The following is a 15940-nucleotide window of genomic DNA, read 5'->3' as shown; positions in this document are numbered from 1 at the left end:
ATTATCCTTTGAAACTTTTTAGCATAAAAAGTGGAACGACAACGGACAAACGCTCACTCCACTTGGGGTGTGGAACGATTAAGTTGTGTTGATTGCGTTTGAGATTATCGAAAAATATTATATCTAAATCAAGCGTTCTTGGTCCATTTTTAAAGAGCCTCACACGCCCAAATTGATCTTCTACATGTAAAAGTATTTTGAGCAATGCTTTTACATGTAAAGATGTCTCCAAGACCATCACGGCATTGTGAAAGTCATTTTGCTCGGTATAGCCAAAAGCTGGGTTTTGCAAAATGGGTGATGTTTCACGTACATGAAACCGTCTGTCATTAAGTAACCGACGATACAATGCAACAAATCGCTTTTTAACATCGCCCTCATTGCCACCAAGACCAATCACCGCTTCATAACGAAATGCCTTGGCATGACATTTACGAACAGGAAAAAAAGAAATTTTTTCTAATTTCACCCCATAACCTCAGCGCCATGACTTCGTACGACAATCGTATCTTCGATGCGAACGCCAAATTGCTCTGGCAAATAAATTCCCGGCTCAATGGTGAAAACCATATTTTCTTCGATAATGGTTTCACTTCGTGCGCCAATCACAGGAAGTTCGTGAATATCAAGTCCCACGCCATGCCCTGTTGAGTGAATAAAAAATGCTCCAAAACCTGCGTGTTCAATCACATCGCGTGCCGCTTTATCAATCTCTTTGGCTTTGACACCCACTTTAACGGCATTTAGTGCTGCTTCTTGCGCTCGCAAAACCGTATCATACACTTTTTGCTGGAAGGTATTTTTGAAGTATTGCTCTTTACTAAAATTAAAGTGTTCATCAAAAGAGCTTGTGCGTGTTCTATCAGAACAGTAGCGTGCATACTTAACCCCAGCATCCAAAAGCACCAATTCGCCGTGTTGTAAGACTTTTGATGTTGGAAGCGCATGTGGTTTAGCAGCATTTTCACCCAAGGCTACAATGGGAGAAAAGCTAAGGTCCAAAGCACCTTTGTATTTAAAAATCGACTCTGCTTCAAAATGAGCCATCTTTTCATCCAGCCCTAAACCGCTCTCTTTTAAAAATTCCCCAAAGCGTGTAAATGCATCTCGGCCAAACAACGCGGCTTTTTTCAGTATTTGAAGTTCCGCTTCGCTTTTAATCATACGTTTTTTTTGTGAAAAATTGGGTTTTTCTTGAAAATGGATACTAAGCTTATCACTGAGTCTTGCATAAGCATCCACACTCCATTCACTAGGATTGTACGCCAAGGATTTAATACCGCTTTTACGAATAAGCAAACGTGCTGTTTTAAGCAAATCACGTCTGTCGCCTTCAATCACAGAAGCACCGTGAATCACTTCAGAAGCCTCTGTGGTATAACGTGGATCGGTAATAAAAAATGCTTCGCTTCCTAGTTTCAAAAAAACGGCATTATCGCATGAAAAACCACACTCAAAATAGAGCGCATTTTCATCTTTGAGGATATAATTCACGTTATGCTTTTGCTTGTTGTTGTGCCGCTTGTGCTTTACGAATCGCATCGATTTCGCCAAGCATTTGCATCATGGAAATCATCGCCAAGTGGTAACCAAATGGTCCAAAACCGCTAATTTGTCCTGTACAAACAGGTGCAATCATACTTTTTTGGCGGAACTCTTCACGTCTGTAAATATTGCTGATATGTACTTCAATTGCAGGTAATGATACCGCACTAATGGCATCACGAATCGCGATAGACGTATGTGTGTACGCGGCTGGATTGATGATGATACCATCTGCGTCACCTAAGCATTCTTGGATTTTATCAACCATTTCACCCTCTAAATTGGATTGGAAAAATTCGATTTCGAAATCATTTTGTTTTGCAACCGCTTCCATTTGAGAATGAATCTCTTCAAGTTTCATCGCACCATAGACGCTTTGTTCACGGTGACCGAGCATATTAAGATTTGGACCTTGAATGACAACTATTTTCATCTTTTACCTTTTGTTTAAAATTTAGTCTTATTATATCAATAGACTTCTTGCATAACCCTTGAAGCAATAAGGAGTTAGTTCAAAAAGTGATGTACTATAAGCGATACTCTTTTTTTTAATGCGTTTATAAAAGGAGTCTCAAGTTTAGTTTAGGATATAATCACGGCATCATTTATCCTTTTTCAAACGTCAATTATTGAAAAAAAACGCTATCAACTTTGCCTGTAAATCTCCCGCAAGTATTGAGACACGCTCTATCTCAAAAGCTCTCTTTTGTGCATGACAGTCTTAATCTATAATATGCAATTTTTACATCATGTTAGCGGATATCGCATTATTTTAAAGGAGAATCGTGAAACTTTTAATCGCTGATTTTGTCCTCGTGTGCAATGACACATTTGAAATCATTGAACACGGTGGCGTTTTATTTGACACAACCATCGTTGAAGTGGGTAACGGTGAAGATTTACGTGCCAAGCACCCTACCGCAACCCTTATTACTACACCTAAGAACAGCGTTATTCTGCCTGGACTCATTAACACGCACGTTCATTTAGAGTTTAGCGCCAACCAGAGTATGCTTCACTATGGCGACTTCATTCCTTGGCTTCAATCAGTCATCAAACACCGTGAAGAACTTAGCGCACTTGCCACAACAGAACTGATTACATGTAAACTTCAAGAGATGCTCCAAAGCGGTACCACAACCCTTGGCGCGATTAGTAGTTTTGGAGCTGATTTAGAAGCGTGTACGCAAACACCGCAACGTGTCGTTTATTTTAATGAAGTGTTAGGTTCAGTTCCAAGCGCGGTAGATGCAATGTACAATGATTTTGTAGGACGCTTAGAGGCTTCAAAAGAATTGACATCTCATCGCTTTATCCCTGCGATTTCGGTGCATTCACCCTACTCAACGCATCCAATTTTGGCAAAAAAAGCTCTGCAATTAGCACGTGATGAAGGATGTGTGGTTTCAACGCATTTTATGGAGAGCCCAGCAGAGCGACGTTGGTTAGATGAAGGTGCGGGAGATTTTCAGACATTTTTTAATGCGTTTAATCCTCATGCTAAACCCATGTGCAGTGCGATGGAGTATTTAGCGCTTTTTGAACACAACGACACACTTTTTACGCACGGTGTTCAAGCATCTGAGCAGGAGTTAAATGTCATCGCAACACAAAAAGCGACTTTGACGCATTGCCCTGTTTCCAACCGACTTTTAGGTGTGGGGAAACTAGCCCTTGCAACGGTTAAAGAACAGAACATCAACCTTACCATTGGTACCGATGGTCTGAGTTCGAACATCTCTTTGAACCTTTGGGATGAATTACGATGCGCTTTAATGATGCATACGCAAGAAGAACTTTCAACGCTTGCCATCACGCTGTTACGAAGTATTACATGTAATGCTGCAAAGGCACTCAAACTTCCATGTGGAGCACTTCACACAGGCAATTATGCCGATATCATCGTCGCAACGTTGCCACAACCTTGTGAAATAAAAGACGTGGCATTACAGCTTATTTTACAAACAAAACAAACGCATATGACGTTTATTGATGGAGAAAAACTATGTTAGATTTGATTAAAAAACCGTTTCTTTGGGTGGGCGCACTTTTAAATTACATCCAAAATCATTTTAAAGCACTGCTTTTTATTTTGATTGTCGTACTGATTTATGGTTCTCAAGAAGAGCTTAAAACGCCTAATCTTGCTGTCGTTAAAATCGAAGGGGAAATCACACAAATTGATGACATCTTAGAGACAATTAACAAAGCAGATAAAGACGAGCATATCAAAGGGGTGCTTTTACATGTAAACTCTCCCGGAGGAGCGCTAGCACCGTCTATTGAGCTTTCGATGGCTATCAAACGTTTGGCACTGCACAAGCCTGTTGTTGCTTATGCCGCAGGCAGTATGACCAGCGGTAGCTATTACGCATCCATTTGGTCCAATTATATCGTGGCAAATCCGGGTGCGTTTATTGGCTCTATCGGTGTTCTTTTTCAAGCACCCAATGTCGCTGAATTGGCTAAAAAACTGGGAATTTCTGAGCAAATTATCACCGCAGGCGATTACAAACAGATGGGAACGTTTACGCGTGAATGGACGCCAAAAGAGCGAGGTGCTTTAAAGGGTCTCATTGATGATGCGTATGGTTTGTTTGTCCATGACGTAGCCACAGCACGTGGTCTTGATGAAACCAAACCCAATGAGTTTGCAAATGCACAAGTTTTCATCGCTAGTAAAGCATTACATGTAAAACTGATTGACGAGGTTGGCTCAATCAATGAGGCTAAAGAGAAAGTTGAAGAACTTGCGCAAGTCAAACAACCCATCTGGCAAAAACCAGACCCGATGGACAAGTGGATGAAAAAACTTGAAAGCAGCAGTCAATTGCCCATTTTTAATTTGATGGGATATTTAAAATAAATGAAAAAATCAACGCTTTCGCTTCAGCTTTTACAATCGTTTTATGTGCTTCTAGGCACGATGTCAATGGCATTTGCCGTTGTTTGCTTTCTCTCTCCTAATAACATGGTGACAGGTGGTGGCATCGGCATTGCTCTAATTTTGCATTTTTTTATGACAAAATTAACGCTTGGAACGTTACTTGTTATCGTCAGTGCGCCTTTTGTTCTTTTGGGATTTATCTATTTTGGAAAACTTTATACGATGAAAACCTTTATGGCGCTTCTTGCAACATCGTTTTTTACTGACCTTTTTCGAGAGTTTTTACATCTTAAACCACTCACCGATGATATTTTATTGGCCGCTATTTTTGGGGGTATTTTTATAGGACTTGGTGTTGGACTGGTCATTAAAGGTCGCTCTTCCACAGGTAGCACCTCCGTCGTCGGCGAAATTGTTGCGATGAAGACAAAACTAAAAGCCGCTGAAGTTTTGCTCATCATTGATGTCACCATTATGGTTGTCTATATTTTTGCCTATGGCGACATGAAAAAAGCACTCTACAGTATGCTTGGCGTGTATGTGACATCCAAAGTTATTGATATGATTCTAACAGGACGACCTTCTAAAAAAGTCGTCAATATTGTTTCCAATAATGTCGAAGCCTTAACCGAACAAATTCGTGAACGTATCGAAGAGCATGGTACCATTTTTACAGGTGTTGGCTTGCATCATCAAAAGCAGATAAAAACGGTTATTTTGCTCTCGGTTGAAACCTCTAAAATTCAACTGTTAAAAGATATTATCAGGGAGTATGACCCAGAAGCGTTTCTCATTATTTCAGAGGCTTCTGAGTTTTTAGGAAGAGATTAAGCACACACGAGAAAGCCTAAAAAGCTTTCTCATGTTTAAACCATCAACGAGAGTTTCACAATATAAAATCCACCAAATATCAACCATAAAAATAGAATTGCCGCTAAATAAATAGGCTTCATCCCTACATTTTTGAACTTACTCGTACTGGTTTCCATACCAAGCGCTGTCATTGCCATCGTGAGCATAAAGGTATCAATGGCATTGATATCTGCAACAACTACAGAAGGCAAAAGATGCAATGAATTAAATCCAGCCACGACAATAAAGAAGACCGCAAACCAAGGAATCGTAATTTTTGTTTTGGTTTTAGAAAGCGTACTTTTTGAACTACGCATCAACCAAAAGCCCAAAATCACTAAAAAAGGCGCTAAAAGCATCACACGAATCATTTTAACGATAACCGCACTTTGCGCCGTCTCTTGGTCGATGGCATTACCAGCAGCCACGACATGTGCGACCTCATGAATCGTACCTCCGATATATATACCCATTTCAGAAGGTGTTAAAGGGACCAACCCTAATTTATATAAAAAAGGATACAAAAACATCGCAATGGTTCCAAACACCACAACCGTTGAAACGGCGACTGTACTTTTATACGCTTCCGCATTGACGACAGGTTCAGTGGCAAGTACCGCCGCCGCACCACAAATAGAACTACCCGCTGCCGTTAAAATCGTTGTCTCTTTGTCGAGTTTCAGTACTTTTGTTCCTACAATATAACCAATAATAAAGGTTAAACTAACAACAGCAACACTGGTTATAATGCCAGCAAGCCCCACTTCCTCGATATTTTGAAACGTTAGTCTAAACCCATACAGCACAATGCCTGCTCGTAAAATCGTTTTGGTGGAAAAAAAGATACCCGGAACCCACTCTTTAGGCAACTTTTGACGTAAGGTATTGGCATACACCATACCCAAGAGAATGCCGATAATCAAAGGGCTAATGCCAAGATGCTTAAACACTGCAAATTCACCAATATACGTCGCACTGGTTGCAAATAGTGCCACGAAGAGAATTCCGCTTAACGTGTTGTGTCTATTTTCTTTTTGAAACATACACATCCTTCAAATTTTTAGCGTATTATAAAACTCTCAACATAATAAGTAAAATAAATTATATTTGCTATAATCATAAATATTACTCATCAAAGGAAGTGCATGACCCTAAAAGAATTGAACATTTTTTACCACTTGTGCGATGATGCGCATCTTTCAAATTTAGCTCAAAAACTTGGTATCACTCAGTCTGCCATCTCATTAGCCATCAAATCTTTAGAGCAAAAAATTGGTGAGCCATTGTTTGATCGTATCGGAAAAAAATTTGTTTTGAATGAAACAGGACGGCTTTTTAAAGAGAGAACGTATCTTCATTTTATGGCACTCAATGACGCACAAAATTTTTTTATTAGCAATACCTTATCGGGTATTTTAAAAATTGCTTCGAGTAAAACCATCGGTAACTTCGTAACTTCCAAAATAATTTTTGATTTTTTACAGCACAATGAACGCGTTCAAATTCAAAAAGAGAGTCACAACTCCGCACAGATTATTCATATGGTAAAAAATGCTATTATCGATGTTGGATTTATTGAATCGACATGCGATGACCCAGATATTATGAAAGAAGCCATCGGAAATGATGAGCTTATTGTCGTCACAAGTGATAAAAGCCTTGCCAATAAAACCGTTTATGTTGATGAGTTGTTCTCAAAAAAGTGGATTTTACGCGAAAAAGGCTCTGGAACGCGGGAAGTTTTTTTAGAAGCATTAGGCGACATTGCTCAAAACATACACCTGTGCATGGAATTTAGTGAATTTGAAGAGGCAAAAATACTTCTACACGCTTACCCACAAGCTATTACATGTGTTTCACGCGTTGTGGTAAAAGAAGAGTTGGAGCGAGGAGAACTGTTTGAAGTGAGGCTCAAAAATTTAACCATTAAGCGTACATTTCACCTTATCTATCATAAAAATAAATACCCCAGTAAACTCTTTAGCGAATTTAAACAGTTTGTCCTGCAACACACACACCACTAGAGCAGTGTCACCTCTGCTTTGAGGTAACACTGTACTCTTTAGAGGGTGTGTTCTTTGCGATATGCGATAATTTCATCAATACTGACAATCGGTAAATTGTGTTTTTGGGCAAATTTTACAATTTGCTCACCTTTACTCATCGTCCCATCAGGATTGGTGAGTTCACACAAAACGCCATAAGGAGAAAGACCTGCAAGACGCATTAAATCCACCGTCGCTTCGGTATGCCCATCGCGTTCTAAAACACCATTGGCTTTGGCGCGCAAAGGAAACACATGCCCGGGAGAGACTATTTTCATTTTACCCTCAGGGTGAATCGCCGCATGAACGGTGGTACGTCTGTCTTTAGCACTCACTCCTGTAGTGACACCCTCTTTAGCTTCAATGGAAATGGTAAAACCTGTTTGAAACTTGGACTGATTGTGGGTTACCATCATGGGAAGTTCAAGTGCATCCGCTTTTTCAGGAGGCAAGCACAAACAGACAATCCCACTGCATTCACGAATCAGTAGTGCCATTTGTTCGGTAGTCAGAGACTCTGCATGGAAGATGATATCGGCTTCGTTTTCACGATCATGGTTATCCATCACGATAACACCGTTTTGAGTTTGTAATGCGCGCAAAGCTTGCATTACGGAGCTGTTGAGCGAAGAATTCGCACAGATTTGATTCATGGGTTACTCCTAAAAATTGAGTAAACTTACCAGAATCAGGGCATCTTTAAATATAGACACACGATTTTGTCATCAACAATGGCAATATGCACTACATTCTCTCTCATCCGGACTTTAACCGTTGGTTTTGGAATCACACCAAATCTGCTGACCTTTTACATGTAATAGACTTCTTACATGTAAAAGCGCTCGCGGACTCTCTTTGTTACAAGATTACCGCCAGTAGGGAATCACACCCTGCCCTGAGAAATAAGTTTCACAAAAATTATACTGCAATATTCTTAAAAAATAAAATTACTTTAGGAAATACGTACTAAATTTTGTTTCATGAGTTTAATATCTAAAGATGGTGCGTTTCCAAACACTCTGGAATATTCTCTGCTAAATTGCGAAGGGCTCTCGTATCCCACTAAAAAAGCGGCTTCCCCTATTTCATTCACTTCGCCAAGGAGCAACTGGCGTGCTTGCTGAAGCCGCAATAGCTTTTGATACTGTATCGGACTCATAGTGGTTATAGTTTTAAAATGCCTATGAAACGATGCCACACTCATTCCCACTTTTTTACACAACACATCCACGCGCAAAGGAGCTGCGACATCGTTATTGATAGACTCGATCGATTTTGCAATACGATACGCATTGCTACCGCGTAAGACAAACTGATGCAACATCGCGCCATATTCACCTTGCAACACGCGATACAGCATCTCTTTGATGATTAAAGAAGCAAGGGCAGGTATCTCTTCTGGTTGATTCCATAGGCGTATGAGACGCCGTGCAGCATCCAAAAGCTCAACAGTGGTATATCCAACCCCTATACTGTGAGCTTCATGCTTCGCCTGCGTTTGCAAAACCGTCGCATACTGCATCATCTCAATCATCTGCTCTGGCTCGAACATCAGTTGCAGTGATAAAAAAGGCTTTTGTGCAGACGCTTCAATAATCTGCCCTGTAACGGGCAAATGCAAAGAAGAGACTAAATACGATGTTGCATCATACGCATACGTATGTGGCCCTAACATCACCACTTTAGCCCCTTGAAGGATGATGAATAAAGAGGGCTCATAGACCGTGTGCAACATCTGGGAAAGTGAGGATGCTTTAAACACATTCATGTGTGCAATCGGTGTTGAATTAAGTCCTTCATGCAATTTCTTTTGCGATAACAGCATGACCAACTCGTCTATTAAGCCTTCTTTACTGACTGGCATCATTACTCCTTTTATAATCGCATACCGCCTGAGACTTCAATGCGTTGTCCGTTAATCCATGAGGCATCATCACTGACCAGCAAAGAGACCGCCGCACCAATATCTTCAGGCAATCCCACGCGCCCTAAGGCAATTTGAGAAGCGATGTATTCGTTAATCTTGGGATTATCCCGATTGACACCCCCTGCAAAATCCGTTTCAATGGCACCAGGGGCTACCACATTCACACTGATACGACGTTTTCCAAGTTCCAATGCCAAATAATGCGTCAAAACCTCAATACCCCCTTTCATCATGGCATACGCGGCATACCCAGGGATACTAAAGCGTGTCAGCCCCGTTGAAATATTGAGAATTTTACCGCCATCTGCGATGAGAGGCAATAATGTTTGTGTCAGAAAAAAAGGACCTTTTAGATGAATATTCATCAAGGTATCAAACGCTTCCACACTCGTTTGTTCAAAAGATTGGTTGATACCAATACCCGCATTATTAATGAGAATATCAAACTGCTCTTTGTGCCAAACGGTATCTAAAAGCAATGTCAGCTCTTCGCTAAATGTTGAAAAAGTGTCGCTTTTTGAGACATCCAAGGATAGTGCTGCCGATTGACGTCCGTAGTGTTTGATTTCTTCCACAACCTTCAGTGCTTCTTGCTCAGACGTTTGATAGGTAATGATCACGTCAAATCCCTTTTGTGCGAGAAACAACGCCATACTTTTGCCTAAACCTCTACTACCACCAGTGATAAGCACTGTTTTCATATCTTTTTCCTTTGAAGTTATTTGATATGAAAGTCTATAATGAATTGTATCTTTTAGGTTAGCACAAAATGCTTATAGATTTGCCTATTTCTATCAATTAACGTTTTTTAAGGCTATTGGCAAGTCCAGAGGAGACAATGAGCGCAAGCCCGATAAAGTAAACCGGTAAAATGGGTTCATCAAAGACAATAATAATCGATGTTGCCGATAAAATAGGTGTGATAAAAATAAATGGCGCAACAAACGAAGCATCTCCATTTTGCAGTGCTTTAATCCAAAAGAGATAGGAAATGCCATTGAGAAAAATACCATTGATGAGAATATAAAACCACTCACGCGCACTTGGTAAAACAAACGAAGAGAATGTTTGCATGGAGATGAACGAGTAAATAATGGCAGTGAAAAAGTAAAGAGTGACCGCATTGGAAAGCGTGATACTCACTTTCTTACTCAAAACAGAAAACAACGCAAACGAGAGTGCGCCTATTAAAACCATCGCAATGACACGGATATTGGAAAAATCAATCGATGCAAAATTACCCTTGGTGATGACGATAGTAACCCCTAAAAAACCTAAAATGAGTGATGCCGCTTTGTTTGCGGTGAGTTTTTCTTTGAGAATGACTAAGGAGAGTAGGACAATAAAAATTGGCCATGTGTATTGCATCACTAACACTTCTAAGCCATTGGATTTTTCATACCCAAAATAGAGCATAAGGTAGTAAAAAAAGTCTAGAAACCCAAGGACAATTAAAGAGCCATACATTTTAGCCGAGTATTTGAAAAGTTCGTGAGTTTTTTTCGTGTAAAGAGCCACAGCCAAAAGCGAAAGAAACGAGACGACACTGGAGTAGAAAAGATACTGATGGTGATCCAAGCTCGATTGCCCCAATTTGGCAAAAACGGGAATTAATGACCACAAAACAATACACAGTGCGACATAAAAAATACTTTGTACCTTTTTAGAAAACCGTTGCATCACCACCCTTTTGAAAAGACTATTATAACCCATTTTCAATCTTTGCTATAATTTCACAAAAAGTAGACTTATGAAAGAACTCATCGCCAAGCTCCCCAAAACTGAATTGCACCTTCATATTGAAGGAACGTTAGAACCTGAACTCATGTTTGCGTTGGCTCAAAAAAACAACATCGCCATTCCCTACAAAAATGTCGAAGAGGTTAAAAACGCCTATAATTTTACCTCGCTTCAATCGTTTTTAGATATTTACTATGCAGGGGCGAATGTGCTCGTCACTGAGTCTGATTTTTTCGATCTGACGTGGGCCTACCTTCTTACATGTAAAGCGCAAAATGTTGTGCATGTGGAGATTTTTTTCGACCCTCAAACCCATACAAAGCGTGGCATTGCATTTGAAACCGTTCTGAATGGCATTTGCAAAGCACTTGAGAAAGGCGAAACAGAGCTTGGTATTAGCTCGTTTCTCATTATGAGCTTTTTACGCCATCTTAGCGAAGCAGAGGCATTTGAAACGTTGGAGCAATCCTTACCGTTTAAAGAGAAAATTATCGGGGTCGGGCTTGATTCAAGTGAAGTCGGACATCCACCTTCCAAATTTGAACGCGTCTTTGCAGCCAGCGCCAAAGAAGGGTATAAAATCGTTGCGCATGCGGGCGAAGAAGGCGATAGTTCGTACATTTGGGAAGCGATTAACCTTTTACATGTAAACCGCATTGACCATGGCATTGCTTGTGATGAAGATGCCAAACTGGTGCAGTTTCTCATTGAAAAACAGATTCCTTTGACCGTTTGCCCACTCTCCAATGTCAAGCTCAAAGCGGTCAAATGCATGCAAGAACACAACATCGCAGCACTTCTGCGCCAAGGTGTTTTAGTCACCGTCAATTCCGATGACCCTGCTTATTTTGGAGGGTATGTCAATGAGAATTATGAAGCCATTGTGGACGCTTTATCACTAAGCGAAGCGGAGCTAAAAGAGCTTGTTAAAAACTCTTTTAAAGCATCCTTCTTAAGTGCAGAACAAAAAGAAAATTATATCGCTTCTCTTTAAATAGAGCGTTTTGCAAGACCTCCTAGCGAGGTCTCTTTATAATTGGTGTTCATATCGCGCCCTGTTTCAACCATGGTTTTAATGACTTCATCAAAACTGACTCGATGACTTCCATCCGTATAGGAAGCATATTCTGCCGCACTGATAGCACGAATCGCCGCTATTGCGTTACGTTCAATGCAAGGTACTTGCACATACCCACCAATGGGATCACACGTCATACCAAGATGGTGCTCTAGCCCCATCTCAGCGGCATAATCTATTTGCTGAAGATTACCGCCAAAGATATACGCCGCCATACCTGCGGCCATCGAGCACGCTACGCCAACTTCGCCTTGACAGCCCACTTCTGCGCCTGAGATGGAGCCGTTAAACTTCACTAAATTTCCCAGTAAACCTGCAATGGCAAGCGCGCGCAAACACTCTGTTTCATCTAAATCATATGCTTCTTTGAGGTAACGTAGTACGGAGGGAACAACACCCGAAGCCCCACAGGTAGGTGCGGTGACCACGACGTGCCCACTGGCATTCTCTTCACTGACCGCTAAAGCGTAAGCAAACATTAAACCGTGTGCTTTTTTATCTTCTTTGCGCGCTTTGGAAAAAAACATTTTTGCTTTTCGGGGATACTGCAAGGTTCCAGGTAAAACGCCTGTTTGTTTGAGTCCTCGCTCAATCGTCTCTTGCATGGTATCCCAGACCTCTTTGAGGTAAGGCCAAAGGGTTTCATCTTCGTAACGTTCAACGTATTGCCAGAGTTCTTGATGCTCATTTTCACACCACGCCATAATCTCTTTCATAGACGTAAGTGGATAAATGGACGCTTTTGTGAGAGCTTCACCCTCTTCTTTAAGCGCACTTCCACCTACACTATACACTTCCCAAGACTCTTTACATGTAAAATGTTCATCCAAGGCTTCAAAGAGCATTCCGTTGGAGTGAAAAGGTTTCATAATATCCATCCGAAAGACGACTTCAGTGGGTGTTGGCGCTAAAGTTTCGATAATAGTCACATCGGTTAAGTGTCCTTTGCCTGTTAAGGCTAAAGAGCCATACAACGTTACACGATAGGAAATAGCATCCGGAGTTTTTTGTTTAAATTGAAGGGCTGCTTTTTGAGGACCCATCGTATGACTCGAAGAGGGCCCATGCCCTATGCAGAAAAGTTCTTTAATCGAGTCCATGAGATTCCTTATGGGAAGAGTTCAAAGTATTTACAACTTTTCGTCTTAAAGTATGTGTTCTATTTTTCATATTAAAAAGACTCTCATGTAAAGACATATCAACAGGTGAACTTTGCCAATTTACGGGTGATGAAGTACCTTTTTTTGATAATGTTGGTTTCATCGATAACCTTTTCTAGAAATTTGGCACGTATTGTATTGAATCTGAACTTAGAAGTATGCAACGTGAAACTACCGTTAAGAAAGAGAGTCTTTTTCGTAAAACTGTATCGTATTTTTTCCAGCGCTTTTGGCTTTATACATGGCTTTATCAGCTTTTTTCAAGAGCTCATCCTTGGAATCATTATCGCTCTTAAACAATGCAATACCAATACTTGTCGTACAATAATGCTCAATAATGGTGCTTTTAGACTCAGAGAGTGTATGTCTGAGTCGATACGGCTCTGATAAAGAGATTCGAATGGTCTCTGCGATACTTTTTACTTGATGTTTCACATGATTTCTATCTTCAGCAAGGTCTTGGAGAATAACCACAAATTCATCACCTCCAAAACGTGACACCGTATCTATCTCCCTAATGCATCCTATCAATCTACTAGCGACTTCAACCAAAAGGACATCGCCCATACTATGTCCATAGGTATCATTTAAAGACTTAAAATTATCGAGGTCAAGGAATAACAAGGCACAATATTTATTGCTACGCTTACTGCTTGCCATAGAAAGGGTAAGTCGTTCCGATAATAAAAGCCGGTTGGGCAATTTGGTTAAAACATCGTAAAAAGCTAATTGTTCAACATTGGCTTGCATCATTTTTCGCGAAGTAATTTCTCTCGTGACACCGTGATAACCTATAATTTCGCCTTTTTTATTGCGCTCAGGCTTGGATATAATTTCACCCCAAAGGAGTCTTCCATCTTTGCAACGATGTTCCATCTCAAAGGCAATAAATTCATTATAAATGCCTCTGCTCTCCTCTTCTTGTCGCTGCTTTAATTTTTCTACAATAATTTTCACCCCCTCAGGTGTAAACATTTCAAAAACACTGTGTCCTATCACTTCAGAAGCTTTATAGCCTCGCAATCGCTCATCCGCCGGGCTAATATAGGTGATGTTTAAATCTTTATCTGTTCTCCAGATAACATCTCGTACCTCTTCTGTCAAGTGCCTATAAAGCTCTTCGCTCTCCTTAAGTTTTGTCGTAACAATGCTCTTTTCAATGGCGATACTGGTAAGATTGGCAGATTGTTCTATAACGGCAATATCTGTTTTTACAGGAGCTAATGCACAGGCATGATAAATCGCAAATGTTCCTAAGACATCCCCATTGGATGAAAAAATTGGTTCTGACCAACACGATTTAAGCCCTGCTTTAAAGGCTAACGCTTTATAGGGTTGCCAGTAAGGATGGGTATCGATACTTTCAGCCACAACACGCTTTTTTAGATACGCAGCACTTCCACAAGAACCCACACTTTCACCGATACAAAGACCTTTGACAGCATCATTGTAAAAGGCAGGCAAGCTAGGAGCAATCACCTGTGAAAAAGATTTACCCTCAGAATCGAGTAAAAGGATACTGCAAAGCATTTTTGGATTTTGTTCTTCCACATTTTTGACAATGGATTCAAGAATGGTCGGTAAAGGAAGCATTTTAGCGATCATTTCGAGAATATCGTTACGATGACGTTCACGCATCTCAGCCGCTTCTCGATTTTTAATCTCCCGTCCCAAGCGATAATACCAATACACAAACAGGATAAACAAACAGACAATACCCACACTGTATTGCAGAATGGTTTTTGCTTGAATTCCTTGCTCAATTCGCATCCCAATCCACCGATTAAAAATTGTATCGGATTCCTCTTTGGAGATGGATGCCATTGCTTTTGTCATGATGGAAGCTAATTCTGTATGGTTTTTTGGAAAAGCAAAACGATGCTGGCTTGAAAATTCGGTTTGCCCTGAGATACGAAGTTTTTCAAGGCCATTGTTTTTAATCGTATAGTTTATGGCACTCATATCACCGACATAAGCATCTGCTTTTCCTTCCATCACAAAAGTTAAAGCTTCTAAAATATTATTAGCCAAGACCAAATGAATGTTTGGATATTTTGTTGCGAGCATCTCTTGCGTAAAATAACTTTTTTCGACGGCAACACGTTTCTTTGATAAACGATCTAAACTCCCTATAAATTGCCCTTCTCCATTATCAACGATCATCGTCTGAGTGTCGCGATACGGCTCAGAAAAGGAAAAATATTTTAAGCGCTCTGGGGTTTTAACAATGCTGGTTAAGACATCTATGTCACCTTTTTTAGCCAGCTCAACCAATTCAGACCACGATTTTCCTTTCATAATTTCAAACGTAACACCTAATTTTTGCTCTAAAAGACGCAGATAGTCCACTGCCATACCCACGTAGGTTCCATTTTTATTGAGCCATTCATAAGGAGCATATTCAGAGTCCATTCCAACCCGAATGGAAGGATGAGAAAGAAGCCACGCTTTTTCGTTATCGGTCAGATTGAGTGTTGGTTGAGAAAGAGAAGGAGGTTCTGCAAAAATCAATACGGGATTGAGCAGAAAAAGAAAGAAATAAAAAAGAAAAAAACATCTGTTTTTTTGAGTCTTTATGGAAGGCTCCTTATTCAAAATAAATACACCTATTTTTCATTCCCATTTGATTAATTGTACTTGTCAAATAATTTAATAAACCTGAATTTAAATGCACCATCTTTGAAAGCCCTATTCGTCGCTGTATTC

General features: G+C 40.3%; 16 protein-coding genes and 1 riboswitch. Of the genes, 5 read left to right on the top strand and 11 right to left on the bottom strand.

All coding sequences use genetic code 11. The features are described 5' to 3' along the window. Position 1: 1 nt before the first annotated feature. The 3 genes from folK to aroQ are packed head-to-tail and all read right to left on the bottom strand — an operon-like array spanning position 2 to position 1978. Positions 2-469 carry a 2-amino-4-hydroxy-6-hydroxymethyldihydropteridine diphosphokinase gene (gene folK, locus AC5SLP_RS00980; RefSeq protein ID WP_495253269.1) on the bottom strand — a complete coding sequence of 156 codons (468 nt, stop codon included), beginning with the start codon at positions 467-469 and terminating at the stop codon, positions 2-4. Next, positions 466-1494 carry a M24 family metallopeptidase gene (locus tag AC5SLP_RS00975; protein ID WP_495253268.1) on the bottom strand — a complete coding sequence of 343 codons (1029 nt, stop codon included), beginning with the start codon at positions 1492-1494 and terminating at the stop codon, positions 466-468. Before AC5SLP_RS00975 ends, folK begins: the two co-directional genes overlap by 4 nt. Position 1495: 1 nt before the next feature. Next, complete coding sequence (gene aroQ, locus AC5SLP_RS00970; RefSeq protein WP_495253267.1) at positions 1496-1978, bottom strand: type II 3-dehydroquinate dehydratase; 483 nt, start codon at positions 1976-1978, stop codon at positions 1496-1498. 352 nt (positions 1979-2330) lie between these two features. Here aroQ and mqnF point away from each other — a divergent pair, with 352 nt between their 5' ends. Genes mqnF through AC5SLP_RS00955 form a run of 3 tightly spaced genes read left to right on the top strand, consistent with a single transcriptional unit; the run spans position 2331 to position 5263 of the window. Further along, positions 2331-3557 carry an aminofutalosine deaminase family hydrolase gene (gene mqnF, locus AC5SLP_RS00965; protein WP_495253266.1) on the top strand — a complete coding sequence of 409 codons (1227 nt, stop codon included), beginning with the start codon at positions 2331-2333 and terminating at the stop codon, positions 3555-3557. Beyond that, positions 3551-4411, top strand: a complete 861-nt coding sequence (sppA, locus tag AC5SLP_RS00960; protein ID WP_495253265.1) for a signal peptide peptidase SppA — start codon at positions 3551-3553, stop codon at positions 4409-4411. Before mqnF ends, sppA begins: the two co-directional genes overlap by 7 nt. Beyond that, positions 4412-5263, top strand: a complete 852-nt coding sequence (locus tag AC5SLP_RS00955; protein ID WP_495253264.1) for a YitT family protein — start codon at positions 4412-4414, stop codon at positions 5261-5263. A gap of 35 nt (positions 5264-5298) precedes the next feature. Here AC5SLP_RS00955 and AC5SLP_RS00950 read toward each other — a convergent pair whose 3' ends face one another. Next, entirely contained in the window at positions 5299-6327 is a 1029-nt protein-coding gene (locus AC5SLP_RS00950; RefSeq protein ID WP_495253263.1) for a YeiH family protein, read from the bottom strand. A 102-nt stretch (positions 6328-6429) separates the two neighbouring features. On the opposite strand from AC5SLP_RS00950, the gene AC5SLP_RS00945 reads away from it, so the two are divergent. Then, entirely contained in the window at positions 6430-7308 is an 879-nt protein-coding gene (locus AC5SLP_RS00945) for a LysR family transcriptional regulator (RefSeq protein WP_495253262.1), read from the top strand. A gap of 38 nt (positions 7309-7346) precedes the next feature. Here AC5SLP_RS00945 and ribB read toward each other — a convergent pair whose 3' ends face one another. The 4 genes from ribB to AC5SLP_RS00925 form a co-directional block, all read right to left on the bottom strand. After that, complete coding sequence (ribB, locus tag AC5SLP_RS00940; RefSeq protein WP_495253261.1) at positions 7347-7982, bottom strand: 3,4-dihydroxy-2-butanone-4-phosphate synthase; 636 nt, start codon at positions 7980-7982, stop codon at positions 7347-7349. Between the two features lie 91 nt (positions 7983-8073). Then, positions 8074-8236, bottom strand: a riboswitch (FMN riboswitch). Positions 8237-8281: 45 nt separating this feature from the next. After that, positions 8282-9193: an AraC family transcriptional regulator gene (locus AC5SLP_RS00935; protein WP_495253260.1), complete on the bottom strand. Its 912-nt coding sequence runs from the start codon at positions 9191-9193 to the stop codon at positions 8282-8284. Positions 9194-9204: 11 nt separating this feature from the next. Beyond that, positions 9205-9957: an SDR family NAD(P)-dependent oxidoreductase gene (locus AC5SLP_RS00930; protein ID WP_495253259.1), complete on the bottom strand. Its 753-nt coding sequence runs from the start codon at positions 9955-9957 to the stop codon at positions 9205-9207. A gap of 97 nt (positions 9958-10054) precedes the next feature. Then, positions 10055-10936: a DMT family transporter gene (locus AC5SLP_RS00925; protein WP_495253258.1), complete on the bottom strand. Its 882-nt coding sequence runs from the start codon at positions 10934-10936 to the stop codon at positions 10055-10057. Positions 10937-11006: 70 nt separating this feature from the next. On the opposite strand from AC5SLP_RS00925, the gene AC5SLP_RS00920 reads away from it, so the two are divergent. After that, on the top strand, positions 11007-11990 hold the full coding sequence (locus AC5SLP_RS00920; protein WP_495253257.1) for an adenosine deaminase: 984 nt from the start codon (positions 11007-11009) through the stop codon (positions 11988-11990). On the opposite strand, the gene AC5SLP_RS00915 is transcribed toward AC5SLP_RS00920, so the two are convergent. The 3 genes from AC5SLP_RS00915 to AC5SLP_RS00905 form a co-directional block, all read right to left on the bottom strand. Further along, positions 11987-13174, bottom strand: coding sequence for an L-serine ammonia-lyase (locus AC5SLP_RS00915; RefSeq protein WP_495253256.1), 1188 nt, complete (start codon positions 13172-13174; stop codon positions 11987-11989). The genes AC5SLP_RS00920 and AC5SLP_RS00915 overlap by 4 nt on opposite strands. Continuing rightward, positions 13161-13337, bottom strand: a complete 177-nt coding sequence (locus AC5SLP_RS00910) for a hypothetical protein (RefSeq protein ID WP_495253255.1) — start codon at positions 13335-13337, stop codon at positions 13161-13163. The genes AC5SLP_RS00915 and AC5SLP_RS00910 overlap by 14 nt, the downstream gene beginning before the upstream one ends. A gap of 74 nt (positions 13338-13411) precedes the next feature. Next, positions 13412-15829 carry a diguanylate cyclase domain-containing protein gene (locus tag AC5SLP_RS00905; protein WP_495253254.1) on the bottom strand — a complete coding sequence of 806 codons (2418 nt, stop codon included), beginning with the start codon at positions 15827-15829 and terminating at the stop codon, positions 13412-13414. Positions 15830-15940: the final 111 nt, after the last annotated feature.

It is taken from the genome of Sulfurospirillum sp. E15m, from assembly GCF_059415145.1.
This window is presented reverse-complemented; position numbering and strand designations above follow the sequence as displayed.